Raw genomic sequence first — 22,060 nt, 5'->3', positions numbered from 1 at the left:
GAGGAGTATCCGCCCGATGGGTTCCTGGGGCATCGGCCCGTTCGACAGTGACCACGCGAGCGAGTTCGCCAGCGAGGTCGACCTCGCCCGTGCGGGCGAACGCCACATCGTCATCGAGCACCGCCTGACCCGGTACACCGGCGCGTCCGACCCGGACGACTACCTCATGGACGAGGCCATCGCGGCCGCCGCACTGGTCGCCGCACAGTGCCCCGGCGGCCTGCCCGTCACCTCCGGCTACGGCCCGCAGGACCTGATCCCCGAGCTGCCGGCGCGCCTGCGCCGGGTGGCATCCGCCGCGCTCGACCTCGTGCTGCTTGACGCACAACGCCACGTCGACGGCTGGACCTGTGCCGGTGCGCGTGACCGGGGCGAGCAGTGGCTGGAGGGCATCGAGGGCCTGCGCACCGTCCTCGACTCGACGACCCCGTACACCGTCGCCTACGTCCCCAAGCCGCTGCTGGCCCACGAACTCGGCACCCGCACGGTCCACGAGGCGCTCGGGGTGAACCGCATCCGGACCCTGCCCGGCGCAGGGGAAAGCGGCCCCCGTGGCCTGCTCGTGCGGCAGCTCAACCAGGCGGCGCTGCGGCTCGACGACGCCCACAAGGAGCTGCTCCAAACCGTCGACACCGCCCTCACCCGCCTGGACGCCGTCCGACGCCAGCTCCAGACACTCGCCGACGGCGAGATCCGCGAGCTCCACTCGGGCGACGTGCCGGCCTTCATGCTCCACACCGTGCTCAGCAGGCCCCTGGCCGCACGCGCCGAACGCCACCAGCACCTGACGGGCCTGATCGACCTGTACCGAGAGCTGTCCCCGGCGCCCACCGTCAGCGAACGGGTCGCCTCCGCCCGCGGTCGCACCACCGCTGCCCCCGCCGCACTTCCCACAACGGCTCCGCCACTCCAGCCGACCACCACACCTCCTGCAGCACGCAACCGCTGACCCCCGTAAGCGAATTGCAGCCGCCACCCCCGCAGCCCCCACCCTTCCGCTCCCACCCACCGGCCCGGCCCCAGGAACTCCAACTGACCACCACACCCGACCCGCACATCGAGCACGCCCTGCAGCTGCTGGCACCGCCCGGCACCATCCGGGTCCTGCTCGGCGCCCGCTACTACGAGATGCACCCCGAGGCCCGACCGAACGGCGGACCTGCCATCGAGGACATCCCGCCGGGCGAGGTCCAGGACCACCTGCGACGCCTGCAGGACATCCGGCTTCTCGCCCACACCGGCAACTACAACATCGAACGGCAGGCCAGCACCGAGGCCGGCCGCGACCTGTGGCCGGCCTGGACCACTGCAGTCCTGGCCGCCCGATCCCTCGGCCTTAATGACCCGGCGATGGCCCAGCCCGTCGCGATGACCATCGAGCGGGTCATGCACCTCGCCGCCTCCCCGGCCACCCTCACGGCAGTCCAGCAACTGCGGGATGCCCCGGCTTCCCGACAGACCCTTGCCGCCGCACTGCACACCGCCGGCGCCACGGAACTTGCCAACCACCTGCCGCTGTCCGCGCCCGCCGACGAGGCCGGGCGGGGGAGCGATGACGCTCATGCCGCGATCGTCGCTCTCAGGCGCCTGGGCGGCGTGTACGACGCGCTCGGCGACTGGCACAGCACGTACTTCCCGGCCGATCGGGTGGCTGCTTCCACCGCCCGGGGCCGAGCCCGCAGCACTGCCATCGACACGATGGCACCCTCCGCAGGCGCCGCGCTGGCAACCGAGGCACCCACGCCCAAGCGCCCTGGCCGCTGACCGCGCTTCCGGCCCGAGCAGTTCCGCGCCTGCGACCGTGCCTCGCCGACAACACGCCGCCGGGCCGGGGCACCGCCACCCACCCGACGCACCCGACACCCGGCCGGGACAGGCCGACCTCGACAACCGATGGCCGCACAAATCCACAACCTCAGTCAGTTGTCGATTTCCTGGCCCGGCACCGGCTTGCCCGACCAGCCGCCCCCAGCCATGAGGAACCGTTGAGCAGCACCAACTCCGCACCCCCAGACCGCCGTTCCAGGCCCGACCAGGCTCTGGCCACCTTCACCGGGGCGCTCGCACCGCGCCTGCCCGGCCAGTGGACAGCGTCCTCCGCCTCCCTGGCCACCTCGGGCGCCCGCTGCGAGATGGACGCCCGGCTGTGGGACCTCGCCCACGCCTCCTGGGCCCTGGGCGAATTCGTCTACGACTCCGCCGGGCTCCTGCGCGGTCCCGGCGGACGCGAGCTGTTCGTCCTGCCCCGCCCGCGCCCGCACACCGGCCAGTACATCGTCGCCGCCCTGCTGCCCGAGGCGTTCGGCTCCGCCTACGACCACGAGGACCTGGCACCGCACGGCATCGCGGTCGACCCGGACCCGGCCCGCGCAGCCGCCGCGATCAGCGAAAGGCTCCTGCCCCGCTACACCCAGGCGATCCACCAGGTCCTGGAGCGCATCAACTCCACCGCCGATCTGCCCTTCACGAGCCAGGACGCCGACTCCGCCCTGCTGAGCAACGCCGTGCGCACCCTGCTGCTCGTCGCCGAGCTCCGCGTCGCGGACGAGCCTTCCGGCCTCGCCGAGGTGCTGGCCGGCGGCGGCGAATACATCTGTGACCGCTTCGAGTTCGACTACGACTTGGCGCCCCTGTTCGAGGCGGCTGCCGTGCAGGCCGTTCTGGCGGCCGCCGGCGTCGACAACCGCTCGTTGTTCGACCCCGGCATCCCTCACCAGCTGCGCCGCCTGTCCGAGCGGTCCCCGGCGGAGAGTTGCGCCCTGCTGCGCCGCGCCGCCGACTCCCTCGACGAGCCACCACCCGCGCCCCGGACCGAGGCAGCCCGCGCCCGAACCCGGCTCCTCTCCTTCACCGCGGCCGTCACGTCGTCGACACCGGCGCCGCCGATCACCTCCGCCACCTCCGCGCCACGGCGTTGACCCGCCGGGCCCCTGCCCAGAAAGACCCGTGTGCCCACTGCCCCCGCCGACCATGCCCTCCTCTCCCCGCTCCACCTGGCCGGCCGCGGCGACAGCGACTTCGCGTTCAACCTCGTCACCCACTTCGGCTGGACCACCCCACCGTCGGCCGGCGACGCCATCCTGCTCGCCAGCCCCGACCGGCAGGCGCTCCTGGCCTGGCGGCCGGACCCGGCCCGGTGGGAGGTCACCGCGCCCAGCCCCCACCGGACCCGCCACCGCTGGAGCGCCACCTTCGACGACCACGCGCCCTCCGAGATCGCGGCCTCGTTCCTCTACACCCTCGCCCACGGACTCGAGCACTGGCCGCTGCAGCTCACGTACCCGTTGCCCGGCCAAGACGCAGCCCTCGGCGTACTGCGCCACGGCGGCTGGGCATTCCAGCAACGCGACGGCCACGAGATCCTGATGGCCCCAGACCGCCTCGCCGCCCTCACCCGCCCCCTGGCCACCGACGACGCCACCACCGTGCTGACCGGCGCCGCCGAACGCGGCACCTGGAACACCACCTTCAGCTCCCGCACCCCCGCAGTCCTCCTCCAAGCAGCCGCAGCCACCCTGCTGCGCCCGGCCGTGCGCTCGCTCGACGAGTTGCCCACCGCGCACCGGCAGCGGATATCTGCCGAGGTGATGCAGCCGCGGACCCCGCAACGGGTGCTCGTCTCGCCCCGCCAGCTGGCCGGCACCAATTCCGGGCCGGCGCCGCTCCCGGACGCCTCGGCCCTGTGGCACCAGACCAGGCCCGGGCGGATGGAGAGTTCCTGCGGGCGGGCGCGGGCCGACAGCGGACCCGGCCAGGGCGTGCTGGTGACCGTGGGGCCGTACGGGCCCGAGCCCCGCCCGGTGTGGACGGCCGAGTTCACCGACACGGTCCCACCCGAGATCACCGCCGCCTGGCTGGACAGCCTCACCGACTCCCTCGCCACCGACATCGACCTCGGCACCTCAGCCTCGTTCGGCCCCGGACCCGGCATGAGCGTCGGCGACTCCGTGCAGCCGCTCACCGCCGCCGGGTGGGTCACGCACACCGACGACGCCGACCTTCACCTGATCTCGCCCGACGGACACGCCACCGCCCGGATCACCCACGGCCGGCTCGTCCCCGGCACAAGGGCCGCCGACGCCCTCACACAGACCACGCACTGGGGAGCCTCCATCGACGTCACCGGAGCACCGGGCCACCGCTGGCGCGCCGCAGTGTCCCCCCTCACCCCCCTCCACCTCGTCCGCGCTCTCTCCGCAGCCGTATCCGACCCAGCTCCCGTCCACCGCCACACCCACCGGATCCCGCAGCAGTTCCTCGGCGCTGTCCGTCTGGAGACGGCCGACGTCACGCTCTCACCAGCTGCCCGGGCCTCGCGCAGCCGCAGCCCCGCCGCAGCCGTGATCACCACTGCCCCCCGCGCCGACACCCCCCGGCCCACCGGACTCCTCGGCCCACAGGCCAAACGCACCCGCTGACCACTGCTCCCCACTTCCGGAAATCTCTATGTCCGCTCCTGCTCCGCGACCTGATCGAGCGCCAGGACTGGTTCGACCCCTCCGACATGGTGACCGTCAGCCCTGCGCGGCGTTCACCCGGGAACTCGCCGACCCCGAACCGCTGCTGCGCACTGGGGCCTTCCGGACGCTGCGGTTCACCGCCGAGAACGTCAGCGTCAACGCGTTCGTCCCGGACGCCGACGAGCGGCTCTCCCCGGCAGCCCACGCGGCCCGCGTCCGAAGCAACGCACCCTCCGCCGCCCCGGTCCCGGCGTCCAGTGCCACGCCGACGGACGAGGCACCCAGCACCACCACCGCGCATCCGCCCGGCCGGTACCGCGGTCTGTCTGCCGCCGGACTTTCTCCCCGCCAGCCCGCCCCGCTTTAAGGACACCCGATCGAAGCCACCGACCTCGACTTCCTCGTCGAGGAGCTGGAGCCAGTCACCGACGCGGACGACTCCGCCGAGTCGCAGCTCAGCCGCGTCCTTGACTGCCTCCGACCCCTCGCCCAGGAGCACCGCTCCGCCCCGCACGCCGCCCAGCCGACCGATAGCTACTACGTGGTCTACGACGGCTCGATGACCTGGGATGTGCCCGGGCTGCCGCAGATCGCGGCCATCCACGTGCACCGCGACCTGGACGCGGGCACCTTCCGCTTCGACTACTCCCGCGAGCCGCTGGTCGCTCTCGCACAGCGCTGGCTCATCGCCCGCGGCGCCGACCCGACGGTCATCGCCCGGCAGTCCGACGGCGCCGTCGCGCCCGCGGACTCGGCGACCACCGACCTGGAGGAGCGCCTGCGTCTGTCCGGCGACCGCTTCGACATCCGCGACGACTACACGGACGACACGGTCACCGACCCCGAGCGCGGCACGGAGGGCCTTCCCAGCTCCGGCCCCGAGTGGGCAGCCCGGCTGCAGTACTCCTTCTACACCTGGGCCATCGCCCGCGACACCCAGCAGCTCCCCGGCCAGCCCGAGTACCGCGTGTTCTTCGAGGAGATCGACATGCGAGCCGACACCTACACCCTGCGCGAAGGCGGCTTCGAGACCTGGGCGGCCGCGAGCGACTGGACCCAGGACACCAGCCAGCCGCTGCCCCCGATCCCCGCCGAGGAGGACAGCGCCCGGGCCGCCGCCGCCCGCGGACGAAGCACCCAGATCCACTCCCGGCCAGGGCCGCCCGCCGCACCGCCGCAGGCTGGACCCACACCGCCCGACCCCGCCCGCGGACGCTGACGCGAACCAACGCCGCCGCCTCGCCACGCGCCGCCCGATCCCGTATGGCGATCAGCAGCTCCGCAACGAGCGGCCGGTGTCGGCGCACCCGCTGACTACCAACTGCCCCACCAGGAGGCACCGATCCCCGAGGACCCCCACGGCCCGCCGCCGCTTGTCCACGTCCGGCCCCGGTACCTGGCCGGCGGCCCGTACGACTTCAACCGCGCCACCGCGCTGCTGGTCAACGACCACGGCTGGACCCGCGTCGAGCACATGAACAGCATCCGGGAGGCCCGCAGTCCCTGCGGCCGGGCCCTSGTGACCGAGCCGCGCAGCGCCGCCCACCCCGTGCTCACCATCGACATCGCCTCCCAGGGCCACCCCGGGTGGCACGCCGCCGTCACCGCCCACACCCCGGAGGAGATCACCCTCCCCCTGGTCGACGCCCTGGCCCGGGGGCTGCGGGAGAACCCGGAGCAGGTCCTCGGCCCGACCGACCCAGCAGCGGGTTACCGCCGCAGGGAACCTGCGGACGGGTGGAGCATCGCCTTCGACCGCCCCGACGCGCAGCTCCACAGCGCCCCGGACCGGCTGGCCTGCTTCGCCGCCCGCACCGCGCAGCCCACCGACACCGCAGACCCGAGAACAGATCCGCCGGGCTACTGGTTCATCGCCGGTCCCGGGCTGAGCCCCGACCGCTGGTCGGTCACGCTCTCCGCCGGCGCACCGCCCCACCTCGTCGACCTGCTCCACGACGAGCTCTCCCGCCCTTCCCCGGCTCGCCGGTCGGTGCGCACCGTCCCGGTGCACCACCTGCCGTACGTGACCGTCCGCTCGATCGACGAATTCCAACCGGCACGGGCGGCGGCCGTCCTGCGGTCGATCGGCCTGCGCACGGCCGAGACCAGCACGAGCATCGGCAGCCCCGCTGCCCCACCGTCCGCTCCGGCGACCGGTACCACCGCCGCTCCTGCACCCCGCCGGTAGACCGCTACTCCATGGAGGCCCCCGTCCCTCGCCCGCCGAACCCTGAGGCCGGTGCCGCACTCGACATCTACCCCTACGGCCGCGAGGCTGCCCGTGAGGTGCTGCACGACGCGCACCTGCTGGCCGGCCGTGTGCCCGTCCTCGACGCCCTCGACGCCTCGGCCGACCAACACAGCCGTTCCGGGCCCGACTTGGCGTCCGTGGTCGCGGCCGACGCCGCGTTCCTCCTCGCCCACGCTGCCGACCACGGCATCGAGCATGCCCTCGACGGTCGCCTCCCGCAGACCCTCGTCGCCCTCGACCGCGCATCGGCCAGGCACCGCGACGCCGTCTTCGCAGCAGCCAAGCGCGCCGCCGACCCCACCCCCACCCTCGGCACCCGCAGCCGATCGCCCGCCGCTCGTCCCGGCATTCCCCGCCCGAGCGGTTCGTGGCTCCGCGATGAGCAACTGCGCGAACTGCTGGGGGCGGTGGTCCACAGCAGCCTGCAACTCTCGGAGAAGCGGTACACCGGCCGGGACGAGCACGAGCAGTGGATCCCCGGCGGCAGGACCCTGCCCGAAGCCCTTCGAAACGTGAGTGCCGAGATGTGCCGGGCGGCCGACCTCGACCCGGGCTGGACACCGTTCGTCGAGGTCCAGGTCGCCCACGCCGTAGCCCGGGCCAACGAACTGCCCCACGGGGCAGGCCCGCTGGACGACCGGATCCCGGCCTACATGACCCACCTCGCCCGGCTGGAGCCGATCACCCAGGCCGACACCCTCGCCATCGCCGCCCTGGACTTCCGATACCGCCACCCGGCCTCTGACCCGGCCTCCCTCGAACACCCTGACGCCCGATCCACCCGGGCCCTGTCGGCCCTCCTGTCCACGGCCCGCCGGAGCCCTCTGCCCGCCACCGCCACGGGGCTTCCCGCACGCACCCGTACTGCGCCCGACCCGGCAAGGAAGGCCCGGTGAACGACAAACCTCAACCCCAGCCGGCCGCCAGCCGCCCGCCCGGCTCCTTCGAGGCGATCGAGGGGGCGGTCCGCGGCATCCGGGCGGCCACCGACACTGATAGTCGTAACTGGGTCCCCGGTGGTCGTGGCTCTGCCACTGACTGACGCCCTGCTGGGCTGTCCTTCGGCTGTTCCGTCCGGCTGCCGGGGCCCGTTCTCGATGGCCCCGGCCAGGCGGAGCATGACCTTATAGGAGCCTGGCCAGAGGCCCCCTCAGTGTCCTGTCTGCCCCACCCGGCCGGGCCGCCTCCGGCTAGGAAGGCAGCTCCAGCATGACAGGACCAAATACCCCCAGCGCCACGGATCACACGGTGTTCGGTGGTGTGGACTCCCACGCTGACACCATCCACGTCGCGGTCGTCACCGACTGCGGCGGCCATGTCGCGGACGCCGAGTTCCCCACCACCGCCCCGGGCTACACGGCGGCGATCGCCTTCCTGACCGCCCACGGCACCGTCACCGCGGTCGGAGTCGAAGGCACCTCCTCCTACGGCTCCGGCTTCGCTCGCGCCGCCCGTCAGATGGGCCTGACGGTGGTGGAGGTCAACCGCCCCGACAAGGCCGAGCGCCGCCGCATCGGCAAGTCCGACCCCATCGACGCCTACGCCGCCGCCCGCGCGGTCCTCTCCGGCCGGGCCTCCAGCACCCCCAAGGACGACAGCGTCGCCGGTATCCTGGCCCTGCACAACGCGGCCCGATCGGCGGTCAAGGCCCGAACCGCCACACTGAACCAGATCGGGCACACCCTCATCGGCGCGCCCGACGACATCCGCGCCAAGTACGGCGCACTGCAAGGCGAAAAGCGGACCGAGGCCCTCGCCCGGCTCCGCCCGACCGGCGACGGCGTCCACACCGCGATCCTGACCGCGCTCAGAACCCTCGCCAAGCGCGTCCAGGCCCTGACCGAGGACACCACGCCCTCACCGCAGCACTCGACACCCTGGTCACGGACCTCAACCCCGGCCTGCGCGCCACCCACGGCGTCGGCCCGGACACCGCCGCCCAGTTGCTGATCACCGCCGGCGGCAACCCCGACCGCCTGCGCACCGAGACGTCCTTCGCGGCCCTGTGCGGCGTCGCCCCCGTCCCCGCCTCCAGCGGCAAGACCAACCGCCACCGCCTCTCCCGCGGCGGAGACCGCGCGGCCAACGCGGCCCTCTACCGCATAGCCCTCGTGCGCATGTCCAGCGACCAGCGCACCCGCGACTACGTCGCCCGCCAGACCCAGGCCGGCCGCACGAAGAAGGAGATCATCCGCCTCCTCAAACGCGCCATCGCCCGAGAGATCTTCCGCTGCCTCACCACGACCGTCGCCGTCCCCGAGATCGCCGACCTTCGCCCGGCACGCCGGGCAAAGAACATCACCCTCACCGCCGTCGCCAACCACTTCGGCGTCTGGCCCGCAGTCATCTCCACCATCGAGCGCGGCACCCGCCGCGACGACACCCTCGCCAACGCCTACCGCGACTGGCTCACCGCCGCTTGACAGCCGATAGGAGCATCAGCTGGGACGCCGTGAACGACGGCTTCTGCGACGAGAGCGGCAACGTCGTGGACACCGACGCGTGGGACACCCGCATCGTCGAACGCGACCTCGCCGCCTGGGCGAGCTTCACGACTGTTCTTGAACACGGGGCCGCGTTACTGCTGCACGTTAGTCACGTCAGCGCCACGGACCGCCCGGACCCCCGGCTCGCCCACAGCACCCGCGAGCTCACGGCCACTTACACCTCGGCCCACCGACGGCTCCGCGAGCTCATCGCCTCCTCCGAAGACCTCTCCCACCCCCTCGTCGAAGAAGTCGCCGCCGAGATCTGGCACGAGATGGACGTGTGGGCCACGCACGCCCCCGTCCTCCTGGACGCCTGCCGCCGCACCGAGCACGGCCGGACCGCTGGGGCCCGTCCCCGGGGCGGCGTACGATCGCGCACCGTCACCGAGACGCCCGCCTCACCGGCGGCACTCCCGCCGTCGCAGGCCGCGAACTCGCCTCGTCCCAACCGGAGATGACCCTGACGGCACCCCGGCTCGGCGGCTCAGATCAGCACCAGGATTCCTGCGTCCACTCGCCGATGACGCAGTCGCCCGCTTCCAGTCCGGACAGAGCATCAGCCAGGTCCCAGGACGCAGAGGCTGTAAACGTGCCGCTGACCACCGCGTCACCTTGAAGATCCTCCAGTCCGTCTCCCCGGGGATCGCTGCGCGTCAGACCCGCCGACAGGCTGCATTCGAAGACGCCTCCGATGGTGACCTCGATGACGTCCCTCTCCCGTTGGTAGTCGAGCGATTCCACATCGACGACGAGCCAGTCGCGGACGGGCTCGCCGGCGCAGATCGGGCTGTCCGACTCCAGCGCCTCAAAACCGGCGGTTGCTCGCGTGCCGATCTCACGCAGCAGTTCCCGGATGGGAGCCTGGAACACCGACGCGAGATCAGCCCCGCACACCTCCTTGAGCAGGGACTCCGTCATCCGCCCCCGCTCGTCGAGGGAAACGTTGACGCCTTGCTCGGTCCCGAGCTGTCTGTCGACCTCGACCTCGACACGCTCGAACGACAGGTAGCCGGCCAGGTCGCTGTCGGCCATCGCCAGAATCTGGACGATCGTAGGCGCGAACTCTAGGAACTCCTCACGGACGTTCCCCTGGCCGAGGTCCGCCGTGATGACCTCCAGCAGGTGCCCGGCGACCTTGCCGGAACGGCCGAAGCCCCTCACGGACGCGACGACCGCCCGGCGGTGCCTTGCCGCCTGCTTCAGCTGGCTCATGTAGACCGGCTCGCTGTAGGTGGCACCACCCTTGCGGCCCGCCCCGTTGCAGGGCACGCAGATCGGCGCGAGGTTCTGCGGGTCGTTGAGGTCGAAGTCCTCCGGCAGGCCGAACTCCACCTTGAGGATCTTTAGACGATCGTCGCTGACGTCCTGCGGGATGATGTGGTCGATCTGGCAGGTGTTGAACTCCACCGGTCCCTTGCACCAGTAGCACTTCGACTTCCACGCGCGCCACAGAGCCATCCTCAGCACCGCGTTGTCGCCCGAGCCGTATCGAACGCGGCGGCCACTTCGCATCAGGGTGTTCCTCTCTTCGGTCGGATCGCAACCGTTGTACCGCAGCCCACACAGGCCCGTTGGGGCATTTGACAACCTTGCCGAGCCGAGGCGCGCAGCACCGATACACGGCGCGCCCAGGCCCAACCCTTCACGGCTGAATCCGACTTGCTGCGGTAGCCGACCCAGTGGAGACGCTTCTCGCGTGGCTGCTGAGCCCGGCTTCACCGTTGGGAGGCCAGACCCATGGACGTCACGATCACTGTGACTTGCACCGGTAGGTGGCCAAGCCGCGGTGGGTTGGCCGCGGTGGGGGGCCGCGTTCAGCAGGGGTTGGCTATTTCCCGCGTCAGTAGTTGGCCAGGACGGGCCCCGGATCGGCCCGCGCAGTAGGTAGCACCCCCGGATCGGCGCTGGTTGGTGAAGCACTTGGCCAGCTGGACCTGCAAGTAGCCAGCTGCTGGTGCAGGTCACAGGCAGTGTGACTTTCAGCGGCGGCTGGCCCAGCAAGGTCACCCCGTCGGGTTACGAGCTGAACGGTTCAGCGCGGGCACGCGGGTGAGTAGGGGATGCCCGCGGCGGCGCGGGCCCATTCGTCCTTGGTGATGTCTCCGCCGACGAGTGTGCAGAGGCGGGCTGCGATGGCGGCGGGGTCGTGGTCGAGGAAGGCGACGGATTCGCCTCCTCCAGAGATGGAGACCAGGCCGGAGCTCGGGGTGAGCTGCATATCGGTGCCGATGCTGCTGGCCGGCCGGAACGATGTGATCGGTTTCGGGCTTGCGGCGTCGCGGATGTCCCACAGCTGGATTCCTTCGCTGCCCGATGCGGCCAGGAGGTGTTTCTCCGGGTGGAGTTCGAGGGTCTGTAGGCGGCCGATGCTGGCGACGGCGACGGTCGACAGGGCTTTGGGCTGGGCAGGGTCGCGGATGTCGAACAGAGTGACACTGTTCCCGGAGGGGCCGGACGCCGCGACCAGGTGGAGGGTGCTGTCGAGGGCTAGATCGCTGCCCGAGTTCTCGGCGAGCTGGACGGTGTTGCGCAGTTGCCCGTGGTCGAACGTGTACAGCTGGAGCGGGACGTTGTTGTAGCTGTTGTGTCCGGTGCCGACGACGAGGCCCGTCACAGAACTCAGCGAACCGTAGACGGCACCCTTCACCGCGGACTCGCCGGAGTGCTGCAGGTGGCCGGGATCGGTGATGTTCCACCAGGCGATGCTGTCCGCCGACGCGACGAAAGCGGTGTCACGGTCGATGATCCCGGTAACCCTCTCCTTGTCGGGGATGGGTATGGTGCCGATCCGGTGGGCGGCCTGGCTGTCGGTGACCTGCCACAGGTGGAGCTCGTTTGTGGTCTGGACGGCGATCTTGTCGCCGTCCACGGTGACGCCGACGAAGTAGATGAAGCTGGCGCGATCGACGCTGAAGTCCGCGCGGTCGAGCACGATGCCCGGGGCGGGGGAGCTCGGGTTGCTGGTGTCCCACAGCCGGACGGCGCCGTCGTGGTCGACTGTCAGCAGGATGGTCGGCCTGATGAACGACACGAGCTGCGGAGATGCCTCGGTGGTGATCACGCCGAGTCGTTCGGGCTGACCGGCGCCGGTGATCTTCCACAGGCGTACCTCGCGCGGCATGTGGTCAAAATCCGCCTCCGGTCCGCTTCTGACGGCAGCCAGCTGGCCGTCGGGGCTGAACGCCCAGTGCTGGCGGTTCGTCACCCGGGCTCCGGTGATGTGTGGCAGCGGGTCTGTCCACAGGCGTACGGCCCGGTCGGCTCCGCCGGCCACGATACGGCCATCGCTGGTGTAGGCGAGGGCGGCGGTGCCGAAGCCCATGCTGGTGCACATGTTCGGGAACGTCGCGCCGGGCGCGATCTCGGCGGTGTCGAACCCACACAGCACGCCTCTGCTGCCGGAAGGGTTGATTCCGCCGATGGCGACCGACAGGCCGTCGGTGCTGACGGAGACGCTGGTCAGGTCCGTCGAGTCGAGCTGCGGGTAGTCGATGATCGCTTTGCTGGTGTCAGCAGGGTTCCACACGTCCATGTGCGAGTTGCCGACCGCGATGAGCCATGTGCTGTCGGGGCCGAATGCCAGGGACTGGTAGCCACGGGCAATCGTCGCTCCAGCGCGCGGCGTGGTTGGTGTGGTGAGATCCCACAGCCGGGTCGTGCCCATCTGGTTCGTTGTTGCGAGAAGCCGTCCGTTTGGTGCGAAGGCGACCGCGCCGACCATGTCCCCGCTGCCTTCGCCGGCCAGCAGATCCACGAACTGAGGATGAGCCTGGTCGGTGAGGGACCACAGCAGGGTGGGGCCCTTCAACGTTGCGGCGGCGAGCAGGGAGCCGTCCGGGCTGAAAGCGAGGGAGGAAATGCGACGGTCGTCGGTGGGCAGCTGCTTTGCGGGCGGCAGCGGGAGGACCGACAGTACGCGGGGGTGCTGGGGATCGGCGACGGAGATCAGGCACATTCCATTGCTGTCGATGCACGCGGCGGCCAGCAGTGGGCTGCTGGGCGCCAGCGCGATGGAAGCGGACGCGTGCGTGGCGAGCGTGGTCTGCAGTACCGGCACGGCACCGCCCTCGGTCGTCCACACGCGGACCGAGCTGTCCTCGCTCGCCGCGGCGATCAGCGGTCCACGGCTCTGGGCGGCAACGCGCAGCACCGGGCTTCCGGTAGCGGAGAGGATCCGGTTCACGGGCAGGCCGAGCGTTGAGTAGAGCTGGCCGATGGAGCGCTGGGTCGGCGCGGTCCGGTAGGCGGCGACCGCGAGCTGCGCGGCTCGGCCGGGATCGGAACGTACCAGGTCGGCGGCTTTGGCCGCGAGGGCGTCGGCGCGGGTGAGTGCGGCGTTCTGGGCGGCCTCGCGGTCCGCTCGTCGTGCGTTCACGGCGGCGACGGCCGTGATCAACGCCAGCGCGCAGGCGGTGGCGAGGATACCCGCCAGCAGAGCGCGACGTCGGCGCTGGCGCCGACGGCCGCGGGAGAGGAATTCCCGCACCGCTTCGCTGAGTTCGGCCTGGCGTGCGGGCAGCCACTGGGTGCTGGCGGCCAGTGCGGTGCGCCTGGGCAGCATGTCGGCGGGCTGGTCCGCGTTCGTCCAGCGTTCCATGTCGCGTTGAGCGCCCTCCCGCCAGGCCAGGAAGGCGCGGTCGGCCACCACACGGTCCCGGGTCTTCGGCCAGGCGGTGATCAGTGACTCGTGGACGAGCTCGACGCTCTCGGCACCGCCCGCTCCTCGAATCACCAGAAGCCGGCTGGCCGCGAGACGTTCGGCGACCTCCCACTCTGCGGGGCCAGTCTCCTGGCGCAGTACGGTACGGCGCACAGGTGCCGCTGTCCCCAGCGGTACGCTCACGAGCCGGGTCAGCAGCCGCTCGCCGCCGGCGGCGTCCTCGGCTCCGATCGCGGCAGCCCATGCCTCGTCCGCGTATCTGCCAAGGGCTCCGGCGACTCCGCCCAGCGCGCTGTAGTCGCGGTGGCCGATGAGCGTCCCGCTGCGTGCCTTCCACAACAGGTCGAGGGTGAAGCCGAGCAGAGGGAGGACACCGGGCCCGGTCCCGGCGTCGGCGAGGATGCGCTCGGGCAGGGCCTCCTCGTAGGAGATGCCTGGCACGGCCTCGATCGGGCGGCGGACCGCCTCGCCGAGTTGGTCGGGCGTCATCGGGTCGAGCGCGTGGACGCGTCGGCTGACGAGCGGGCCCAGCCGAGGGTGCACCAAAGCGGCGTCCAGCAGATCGGCGCGCAGCGTGGCCAGTACTGCAACCGCTGGCGTGGTGCTCGGTCCGGTCAGCACCTCGGCGACCGCGTCGATGTCGTCGTCGCCGAGGGTGAGCAGCTCCTCCAGTTGGTCGACGACCAGGAGTAGCCGCTGTCCGGAGTGCAGGTGGAGGATGCGGTGGGTGATCTCCCGTAGGCCCCGCTGCCCGAGCTCTGCTGCCAGCTCGGAGATTCGCCCCGCACGTTCGGCCTCGGCGGGCTCCGGCCCCAGCAGAGGCATTAGGGCTGCGGCGAGCGCCCGCAGCCCGCTGTCGTACCAGGCGAACCTGACCACCGCGGTCACGTCTCCGGCCTGGCGTCGGCGAGGGATGACCCCCGCCATCGCGAGCGATGACTTGCCGCACCCCGAGGGTCCCACCAGCGTGGTCCACCGCTCGCCGCCGACGATCAAGGCAACTTCGACGGCGTCTGCGTCCCGGCCGAAGAACACCGCAGCGTCCGCCTCCCGGAACGGCGACAGCCCTCGGAACGGCGACGGCGGCAGAGCCAGCGCTTGCAGCTCTGGCCAGGAGGCGAAAAGCGTTGATGCCGGCAGGAGGTAGCTGACGGGAGGGTTGCCGGCCTCGGCAACCGCCATCAAGCCCACCACCCCACCCAGTTCCTGATCCCAGACCGCGCCGCCGCTGAACCCGCCCGACACCCGGTAGCCCTCGCCGGACAGGTCCAGCTGTACCCAGCCGTCGGCCTGGCGCCCCCGCAGAACGCCTGCGTGCCACACCCCGCCCGGCCGGCCCTGCGGAAGACCGAACACCCTCGCCGAGTGCCCCCAAACCTCCTGCGGGCCCGCTTGGAGAAGCCGCACCGGCCGGGTCCCGGCGAGCGGAGAGCCGAGTTCGAGAACCGCAAGGTCCGCGCCCACCGGCTGCGTTGGCCCCCAGACCTTCAGCGTTGCCTGACCAGGCACCGCCTCACCAGGACGTGGCCCGGACAGTGGGGCGTCCAGAGCTACCTCGACGTCGTCCGGTGGCCTCTCACCCACCGGTAGGCCCAACGCGCTGCTCACAACGTGCGCACAGGTGAGCACCAATCGCTCGCTGATCAGAAACCCGACACCGATCGGGCCGGCCAGTTTGCTGTGGATACGTACGACCGCCGCTTCAAGCGCACCCGCGTCGTGGCCCGCCAGGGCCTCCGACGTTGTCACGACGGCAGGGTCGGCTCGGTGTCGCCACGCGAGGGGTGCCACGTCATGGAGACTGTGAAGTTCGCCTCCGCAGCCGCCGAGGAGATCACTAGGTCTGCCTCGGCCGACATCGTCAGGCCGAACTCGAGTGACACCTCGTCAGGGCGCTGTGTCATGGAGCCGAGCCCCGTGACGAACTCCTCGGCGACAGGGCGGATATCCGCGAGCATCTCGCCCAGCGACCTGGCGGCGCGTCGGGCCAGTCGTTCAGGCCGGGAGACCTGTACCAGCCCGTCATCCTCGACCGAGATCTCCACTTTCACGGTCGTTTCGCCGACCGGCAGCTCCACCAAGTGCTTCATGTCTTTGCCCTTTCCCCGCCTATGGCCCTGAGTCGGCGACTGTGCCTCAGCGCCAGCCCTCCGACCGTTCCAAAGGCGCCGAGGCTGTGGATGCCGACTAAATCACCACCTTAGAACTGGTGCTGACGAAGCATCGGGAAAACGTGGAAGCGGAATCTGCCTGTCTCGGATCTGTGGCAAGCCCCTCGTTCGTGCATCAATCATGCGCAGGCAGTAGGGGTTTGCGTACCGGATGTAAAGGTGGGTCGCCGCCGCACAGATCGGACTGCATCCCGTGTCGGCCATCTGCCTCTGCAAGTGTCCAGCTACCGGTGCAGGTCACAATCACGGCGCCGTGTGTTCGCCCCGGGCAGACGCCACGGATTACGCAAACAGCTGATACCGAAGCAAACATGGACGTCTTCGAGCAGGAAGGCATCCACTGTGACCATCGCCGTCACCGCTCCCACCGTCCCCGGGCTCAAGCCCGGTGGCCCGATCGCGCACCGCGACTGGCTGATCGGCGCGGGCAGCCCGTACGAGATCAGCGGCTTCCTCACTGCGCACAGCTGGAGCTGGGTCATCGACCCCTGCGGCACCATCCACGCCGCGTCCCCCGACACCCGTGTCTACCTCGGCTACGCCCCCGACGACCCGCACGCGGACACCTGGACCGTCGCAGTCACCGGCACGGCCTGCGAGCCAGGATGGAAGGCGGTCTTCGACAGCGACGCACCGGTCGAGCTGGTCCTGGATCTGCTCACCGCCATGCACAGTCGCACCAGCCGCTGAGACACCACCGAAGGACGCTCACCATCAGCACCGACAGTGACGCCCAGGAAGCCGACCTCACCGACACCTTCGCCACCGCGCAGTACCTCGCCATCGCCGGCACCGTCACCACCGCCGCGGCAGCCGCGACCTGCGCTGGCCTCCACCTGAACCTGCTCGCCGCCACCCTCATCCTGGTGTGCGCCCAGCAGATCGCCCTCCAGATGAAGCTTCAGCGCCTCCAGCGCGCCACGATGGCCGCCCTCGCGGCCGGGCGGATCCCCCCGCAGCGCGACACGCCCAGCTGACCCGCTCCAGGCATCCCCGCACCGATGCCCAGCTCTCCTTTCGTCCTCGGCTCTGGAGGCTCCAGCACGTGAAGTACACCGCCCGCACCACCCGCGACCGCGCCATCAAGACGTTCGTCCGAATCCAGGTCGCCTCAGGGGCCACGGGTGCTGCGGGGTTCGCCTTCCGCAGCGTCCACGAAGCCGTCACCGACCCCGGTTTCCACGGTGGCAACCTCATCGTGTGCGGCGCCTTCGTCCTCGTCACCATCCGGGCAGCCCGCACCTGGGACGTTCTCACCGACACCGACGTCGTCCAGTGGCTGCGCGGAACCCGGCTGCCGTGCAGCGCCGACAACCTCGCCCGGCACCTGGGCCGACATCCCGGCCCCATCCGACTCAGCCTCCGTCGCCTGCAGCGGGCTGGGCACGTCGTCGTGGCCGACACAGCCAACGGCGTCACCCGCTACACCACCCGCTGACCACGGCAGCCGCCTCGGCCGGATGAGGAAGAAGGGCCCGCACCACATCGTGGTGCGGGCTATTGCCATGTCCGGATTCAGCGCCAGATGCCGTCACAATATGTTGCATCCGATGCAATTCGACCTATTCTACCGGCGGAGACCACTTATTCCTGGTGCGTCGTATTCCTCAAGCGGGAGCGCGTTGATCAAGATAGCGAGGCACCTGCGCGGCCAAGCGGCAAGATGGAGCGGGTGGCCGTGTCCCCGGACAGCAGCCGCATCTGCGGTGCCCGGCAGGGCGGCCACCCGCCGCACCGGCTGATGAACCACCACGCCCGCGCCCACCGAGCTGCCGACCCCGGCCGACCGGGCGGGTGACGCACCCGCGCCACCAGCGAGCTGAACGGCTGTCACCCGCCCCACCCACGCCCTCGGTGTCGAGCACACACGCTTGGGGTCGGGGCGTTCGTCGTCCCGTCCCGACCAATCGACCGCGAACACTGGCCTGCTGCCGCATGCTTCTCGCCAGCGGCACCGGTCGATCGGCCGCCGAACACGAAGGTCCCCGGCTCAGCCCGCGACTACTAGGTACCCACCGTTGACGTACCAGTCGTCGTTGGCCAGAGCGGTGTATAGGGCAGCTTCCCAGCCGTTGCGCTGCTCCGTCGTCCAGTTCTTGGCATTGTAGGCAAGGTGCTCGCGGATGTCGTCCGGGTCCACCAAGGCCAGGTCGCGGATGAGGCGGCTCTCGGTCCGTACCCGGGAAGCGGCATTGGACGCGTACACCTCCGCGAGGTGGAGCTGATCGATGTGGAACTTCGCGCGGGCTGCCAGGACCGGCGGCATGTCGGGCGGAGGTTCCGCGTGGAAGGTGATGTCGAACGGGGTGTCGTTGCCCTGCGGCAGGGGGGTGATCCGGGCGGTGAGCCAGGTGTGCTGGTCGGCCTCGTGGTCGAAGTAGGGGTTCAGGGTTTGCTGGCTGGCATCGACCGGGTTGAGGTCCAGCTTGCTCTTGTTGCAACCCGAGCATGCGGGTGCCAGGTTGCTGGGGGCGACGGCGAGCAACGGGTACAGAGTCTTGGGCAGTTGGTGGTCGAGCGTGTCGGCGTATCGGCACCCGCACAGCGCGCACTGGCCGTCGGGGCCGGACTTCTGCAGCTCCAGGTAGAAGGTGTGGCCGGCACTGCCCTTCTTGGCCATGCGGTTGGTGTAACCGTTGATGAGCGCGACGTTGATCGCGGCCGTCTTCGGCTTGGGTGGCATACCGGTCAGATCCGGTGCGCCGCCCGGTTCGTGCACCAGGTGCTGGAGGGTGTGCAGCGCCCGGCTGGCGGCAGCGGCCTCGTACGCGGCGACGGCGTCGACCACGGTTTGGGAGTGGCCCTCCAGGGCCTTCTTGTCCTTCTTGAGCTTGGCGGCGTTGGAGCACACACCGAAGACGGTGGCGGCGTCCAGCCGTGGTCTGGGGAGCGGGTGCATTATCTGAGGTCCTCGCCCCGGGCGCGGCCGACTCTGTGAGTTGCGACGAGGGAGCGGGCGAGGATACGGGCCTCGCCGCCGAGGTTCCCGCCGTACTCGTCCATGATCCCTTCGTAGGTGCGGCCCTGGGCGACCAACTGGGCGATGGCGTGGTGGAAGCCGCTGTTGGTGACTTCCAAGCCGAAGACCTCCTGCGTCAGGATGCCGATGCTCTCGCCGAAGGTCTCCTGGGTCGGCCGGTCGGCCACCAGGAGATTGTCGTACCGGCGGAGCTTGTACACGCAGCTGGCCGGCACTTCCTGGAGGACGACGGGGGAGTGGGTGGCGACGATCGCCAGCGCGTTCCGTTCGGTGAGCAGGTCGGAGATCGCCCGGACGAGAGCGGACAGCAGTGGTGGGTGCAGGTGCGTTTCCGGCTCGTCGATGATCACCAGAGTGCGCTCGCCCACGAGCTCGACCAGCTTGGTGATCGCCAGGAGAACGATCTTGTGTCCTGAGCTGAGGTTCCGGAAGAGCGCCCTGGCCTTCCTGTTTCGGACCGTCTCGCTCGTGCTGGCCAGGAACTGCTCGATCCAGTCCGGAGGGAGCAGGCCGCTCCCCCCGTAGGCGAGGGTCTCCAGCGCGCTGGTCCAGCGGTCTCTGTACCCGCCGGACAAGCACGCCTCGGCGCCCTCGGCGAACTCTTTGAGCAGTGCTGTCGGTGTCTTGAGCCTCGGGGACCCGCTCTTGCCCTGGACGCGCAGGTCGATGCGACTGACCGGCATCCGCCTCACCTCAGGGAAACTCGGCAGGTCGTCGAATGCGCTGAAGGAGACATAGACGAGGTTGGTGAAGGAGCGGAACTTGGCGCGGCCGACCTCGTCGATGGACCCGACCTCGTCGGGGTCGGCCTGCGGGTCGACTGCGGCGAGGACGAGCTTGTTGAGCAGGAAGGACTTGCCGACGCCGTTGCGCCCGGTCAGGACATGGATGTTGTGGGGAGGCCGGTGCTCCGGGCGGGCGTGGAAGGTCAGATGCAGGCCGTCGTCGCCGTCGGGCCCGGGCAGGTGGTACGCCACCCTGAAGCTCAGAACGCGGCTTCCGCCGTGCTGCGCGAGGCGGGCGAACTGCGTTTGGATGAGGTTCGGCTTGACGACGCGCCACAGCGACCTGTGCGCGACGTCCTCCGATGACACCTCCTCCAGGATCTCCGGGGCGTAGGCCATGTCCCGGAGACCGGTCAGGACCTGTTGGCGGATCCAGCCGCCGACGTCGGCAAGTTGCGCGTAGTAGAGATCCTCCTGCCCAACGGAGAAGTACTCGGCCGAGAGCTGGGTGAAGTCTTCCGGGATCCGGGGGCGGATGTCGTCGGTAGCGACGGACATCCCTCGGCGGCCGATCTTGACCGCTCCGATCTCGTGCATTCTTCCACCGCTGTCGACGACCGACAGCGAGTACTGGGTGCGGAAGCCGAAGTCGTCCCACTCGTCGACCTCAAGTAGCGCGAAGGGCCGGGGGACCAACGGAAAGGCCCTCTTGCCGCGGGGGACTACCAAAAACCGCATGGCACTCCAGCACACCTTGGTCCGCCACTGCTTCTCCGGGCGGCTGTCCGAATCCTATGACGCCGGTCGGACGCCATTGCCTCCTGGCGGCAAGCCAGTTCGGGCAGCGTGGGCTCTGGCACCGGTGCGCCCAGCCGGTCGTGGCGCAAATAGGCCAAGCAGAGCAAACATGGACACCCATATCAGCCGCTGCCCCTGGGAGACGGTCACCATCAGCACGTCGAAGGCGTCGAAGGACCTCGCCGACAGCTTCGCCCGCATCCACTTCCTCGCTGTTGCCGGAACCGTCGCCACTGCCGCCTCGGCGGCGGCCTTCACCACACCCTGCTCATCTACGCTCTCGGCACGACGTGCGTCCAGCAGATCGTCTCCCAAGGGAGGCTTCTGCGCCTGCAGCGGAGCGTGGACGCGGCGCTCGCCGACGCCGGTAGCACGCACCATCGCAGGTAACACGGATCCAGCTCACCGGCCCGCCCCGTGTGCTCCCAGGAGGAATCGTGCGTGAAGCGCACCACCCGGCCCCTCTGCCGCCAAGCCGTCCGGATCGTCATCACCGCGTTCATCGGCTTGGAGGGCAACTGGGAGTCAGTCGAGATCACGTCCTCAGAGGAGGAGGGCGTCGCCCTCCTCGCCGACCCCGCGGTGCGTCGCCAGTGGCGAGATCACTACAACGGTCGCAAGGTGCTCGCGCTGCTCACTGAGGACGAGCACAAGCAGCTCGGCAAGGGGCGCAAGGGTGAATGAGGAAACGGCAACCGACGTCCACCGTCCCGACTCACCGGCCGCCTCGGTCGGCATACACGTTGCATCGGTTGCGGGCCCAAGTCCTGGTGCTGGACGAGGAGGCCGACTCGAAGCCGGCCTCCTCGTAAGACGGCAGGCCAGCAGCCTCTATCGGTCTCGCCGAATGCTGCAGCCGATACAACACCGCGCATTAGGCCAGGTAGGTGCCGTGGAAGAGGCCGTCGAAGCCGAGGCCGCGGTACATCTCCTCGAAGGAGCTCCACTCGCGCTCCTCGAAGTTCTCGCCCCGCGCCGCGGCCACGTCGCGGGCCTCCAGGTCCGGCTCGCGCCACTCGTGGGTGCAGCGGCAGCGGACGAAGACGAGGTCCGGGTGGACATGGACCAGGAGCCAGTCGCGTGTCGCCTCGCACCGGGCGCAGGCGATGAGCATGCCGCGGGGGCTCAGCGGGCCGGGGTGGGGGATGGCGAGGGTGCCGGGAGTGGGCTCGGCCGGCTCCGGCTCGTGGCCGAAGTGGAAGTGAGTGAAGCGGGACCTGTCGTCGCTGCCGTCGGACATGGTCAAGGGAGCCCCCAACTCTCTCGTGATGTATGCGATAAAACGCTCACCATAGGTAGGTAACTTCCCGCTATGTCCGTATTTTCTGGGTGACCTGCGTCTCACCCTGACGGGGCTGCACCCTCCCAAGCACGAAGGCCCGGCTCCCACACAGCGTGTGTGGGAGCCGGGCCTTCGTGCTTGGGCTTGTTGACCGTGATGTCGAGGTGGTAGTCGGCGGGGGCGTAGGCCATGTGGATGGCGAACTCCTGCTCAGGCGGGGTGAGTGAAGGCGGGGTTGGTACGG

At 70.3% G+C, this 22,060-nt stretch carries 20 protein-coding genes; 13 read left to right on the top strand and 7 right to left on the bottom strand.

From position 1 onward, the window contains the following. Window positions 1-16 precede the first annotated feature (16 nt). The 10 genes from ASC99_RS07635 (at window position 17) to ASC99_RS07585 (ending at window position 9,658) form a co-directional block, all read left to right on the top strand. Complete coding sequence (locus tag ASC99_RS07635) at window positions 17-949, top strand: DUF4259 domain-containing protein (RefSeq protein WP_057229717.1); 933 nt, start codon at window positions 17-19, stop codon at window positions 947-949. Between the two features lie 14 nt (window positions 950-963). After that, the gene (locus ASC99_RS07630; protein ID WP_057229715.1) at window positions 964-1,764 is read left to right on the top strand and encodes a hypothetical protein; all 801 of its coding nucleotides are present in this window, start codon (window positions 964-966) and stop codon (window positions 1,762-1,764) included. A 221-nt stretch (window positions 1,765-1,985) separates the two neighbouring features. After that, on the top strand, window positions 1,986-2,918 hold the full coding sequence (locus ASC99_RS07625; protein ID WP_057229713.1) for a hypothetical protein: 933 nt from the start codon (window positions 1,986-1,988) through the stop codon (window positions 2,916-2,918). Between the two features lie 30 nt (window positions 2,919-2,948). Then, a complete protein-coding gene (locus tag ASC99_RS07620) occupies window positions 2,949-4,418 on the top strand; it encodes a DUF317 domain-containing protein (RefSeq protein WP_057229712.1) in 1,470 nt (489 codons plus the stop codon). A 601-nt stretch (window positions 4,419-5,019) separates the two neighbouring features. Further along, on the top strand, window positions 5,020-5,679 hold the full coding sequence (locus ASC99_RS07610) for a hypothetical protein (protein ID WP_157531420.1): 660 nt from the start codon (window positions 5,020-5,022) through the stop codon (window positions 5,677-5,679). Window positions 5,680-5,934: 255 nt separating this feature from the next. Beyond that, a complete protein-coding gene (locus ASC99_RS07600; protein WP_057229703.1) occupies window positions 5,935-6,648 on the top strand; it encodes a hypothetical protein in 714 nt (237 codons plus the stop codon). An 11-nt stretch (window positions 6,649-6,659) separates the two neighbouring features. Then, the gene (locus ASC99_RS07595; protein WP_057229701.1) at window positions 6,660-7,607 is read left to right on the top strand and encodes a hypothetical protein; all 948 of its coding nucleotides are present in this window, start codon (window positions 6,660-6,662) and stop codon (window positions 7,605-7,607) included. A 364-nt stretch (window positions 7,608-7,971) separates the two neighbouring features. Next, the gene (locus ASC99_RS07590; protein WP_235502975.1) at window positions 7,972-8,661 is read left to right on the top strand and encodes a transposase; all 690 of its coding nucleotides are present in this window, start codon (window positions 7,972-7,974) and stop codon (window positions 8,659-8,661) included. Continuing rightward, window positions 8,655-9,134 carry an IS110 family transposase gene (locus tag ASC99_RS40145; protein ID WP_235502976.1) on the top strand — a complete coding sequence of 160 codons (480 nt, stop codon included), beginning with the start codon at window positions 8,655-8,657 and terminating at the stop codon, window positions 9,132-9,134. Before ASC99_RS07590 ends, ASC99_RS40145 begins: the two co-directional genes overlap by 7 nt. Beyond that, window positions 9,131-9,658 (top strand): hypothetical protein, encoded by a 528-nt coding sequence (locus ASC99_RS07585; RefSeq protein ID WP_157531419.1) that lies wholly within the window; start codon window positions 9,131-9,133, stop codon window positions 9,656-9,658. The genes ASC99_RS40145 and ASC99_RS07585 overlap by 4 nt, the downstream gene beginning before the upstream one ends. A gap of 31 nt (window positions 9,659-9,689) precedes the next feature. Here ASC99_RS07585 and ASC99_RS07580 read toward each other — a convergent pair whose 3' ends face one another. The 3 genes from ASC99_RS07580 to ASC99_RS07570 form a co-directional block, all read right to left on the bottom strand. Next, window positions 9,690-10,607, bottom strand: coding sequence for a hypothetical protein (locus ASC99_RS07580; protein WP_157531418.1), 918 nt, complete (start codon window positions 10,605-10,607; stop codon window positions 9,690-9,692). A 625-nt stretch (window positions 10,608-11,232) separates the two neighbouring features. Next, window positions 11,233-15,609, bottom strand: a complete 4,377-nt coding sequence (locus tag ASC99_RS07575; RefSeq protein ID WP_162257860.1) for a trypsin-like peptidase domain-containing protein — start codon at window positions 15,607-15,609, stop codon at window positions 11,233-11,235. After that, window positions 15,606-15,950, bottom strand: a complete 345-nt coding sequence (locus tag ASC99_RS07570; protein ID WP_057229693.1) for a CU044_2847 family protein — start codon at window positions 15,948-15,950, stop codon at window positions 15,606-15,608. Before ASC99_RS07570 ends, ASC99_RS07575 begins: the two co-directional genes overlap by 4 nt. A gap of 423 nt (window positions 15,951-16,373) precedes the next feature. Here ASC99_RS07570 and ASC99_RS39330 point away from each other — a divergent pair, with 423 nt between their 5' ends. Together ASC99_RS39330 and ASC99_RS07560 are read left to right on the top strand one after the other, a co-directional pair. Further along, the gene (locus ASC99_RS39330; protein ID WP_057229691.1) at window positions 16,374-16,721 is read left to right on the top strand and encodes a DUF317 domain-containing protein; all 348 of its coding nucleotides are present in this window, start codon (window positions 16,374-16,376) and stop codon (window positions 16,719-16,721) included. A 355-nt stretch (window positions 16,722-17,076) separates the two neighbouring features. Then, the gene (locus ASC99_RS07560) at window positions 17,077-17,469 is read left to right on the top strand and encodes a hypothetical protein (RefSeq protein ID WP_057229689.1); all 393 of its coding nucleotides are present in this window, start codon (window positions 17,077-17,079) and stop codon (window positions 17,467-17,469) included. A 552-nt stretch (window positions 17,470-18,021) separates the two neighbouring features. Here ASC99_RS07560 and ASC99_RS07555 read toward each other — a convergent pair. Then, the gene (locus ASC99_RS07555) at window positions 18,022-18,930 is read right to left on the bottom strand and encodes an HNH endonuclease (RefSeq protein WP_057229687.1); all 909 of its coding nucleotides are present in this window, start codon (window positions 18,928-18,930) and stop codon (window positions 18,022-18,024) included. Beyond that, complete coding sequence (locus ASC99_RS07550; protein ID WP_235502977.1) at window positions 18,930-20,432, bottom strand: AAA family ATPase; 1,503 nt, start codon at window positions 20,430-20,432, stop codon at window positions 18,930-18,932. The genes ASC99_RS07555 and ASC99_RS07550 overlap by 1 nt, the downstream gene beginning before the upstream one ends. A 543-nt stretch (window positions 20,433-20,975) precedes the next feature. Between ASC99_RS07550 and ASC99_RS07545 the strand changes: the two genes are divergently transcribed. Beyond that, window positions 20,976-21,218 carry a hypothetical protein gene (locus tag ASC99_RS07545; RefSeq protein WP_057229683.1) on the top strand — a complete coding sequence of 81 codons (243 nt, stop codon included), beginning with the start codon at window positions 20,976-20,978 and terminating at the stop codon, window positions 21,216-21,218. Between the two features lie 190 nt (window positions 21,219-21,408). On the opposite strand, the gene ASC99_RS07540 is transcribed toward ASC99_RS07545, so the two are convergent. Both ASC99_RS07540 and ASC99_RS40140 read right to left on the bottom strand, forming a co-directional pair. After that, the gene (locus tag ASC99_RS07540) at window positions 21,409-21,780 is read right to left on the bottom strand and encodes a hypothetical protein (RefSeq protein WP_157531416.1); all 372 of its coding nucleotides are present in this window, start codon (window positions 21,778-21,780) and stop codon (window positions 21,409-21,411) included. A gap of 95 nt (window positions 21,781-21,875) precedes the next feature. Then, a partial coding sequence (locus ASC99_RS40140; RefSeq protein ID WP_235583011.1) for a hypothetical protein occupies window positions 21,876-22,060 on the bottom strand: 185 nt, incomplete at its 5' end.

This window comes from Kitasatospora sp. Root107 (assembly GCF_001424875.1).
In the GTDB taxonomy this organism is placed as follows: Bacteria; Actinomycetota; Actinomycetes; order Streptomycetales; family Streptomycetaceae; genus Kitasatospora.
This window is presented reverse-complemented; position numbering and strand designations above follow the sequence as displayed.

Coding starts and splice junctions, on each gene's coding strand:
- ASC99_RS07570 (WP_057229693.1), bottom strand. CDS start 15,950: ATGAAGCACTTGGTGGAGCTGCCGGTCGGCGAAACGACCGTGAAAGTG.
- ASC99_RS07635 (WP_057229717.1), top strand. CDS start 17: ATGGGTTCCTGGGGCATCGGCCCGTTCGACAGTGACCACGCGAGCGAG.
- ASC99_RS07595 (WP_057229701.1), top strand. CDS start 6,660: ATGGAGGCCCCCGTCCCTCGCCCGCCGAACCCTGAGGCCGGTGCCGCA.
- ASC99_RS07610 (WP_157531420.1), top strand. CDS start 5,020: ATGACCTGGGATGTGCCCGGGCTGCCGCAGATCGCGGCCATCCACGTG.
- ASC99_RS07555 (WP_057229687.1), bottom strand. CDS start 18,930: ATGCACCCGCTCCCCAGACCACGGCTGGACGCCGCCACCGTCTTCGGT.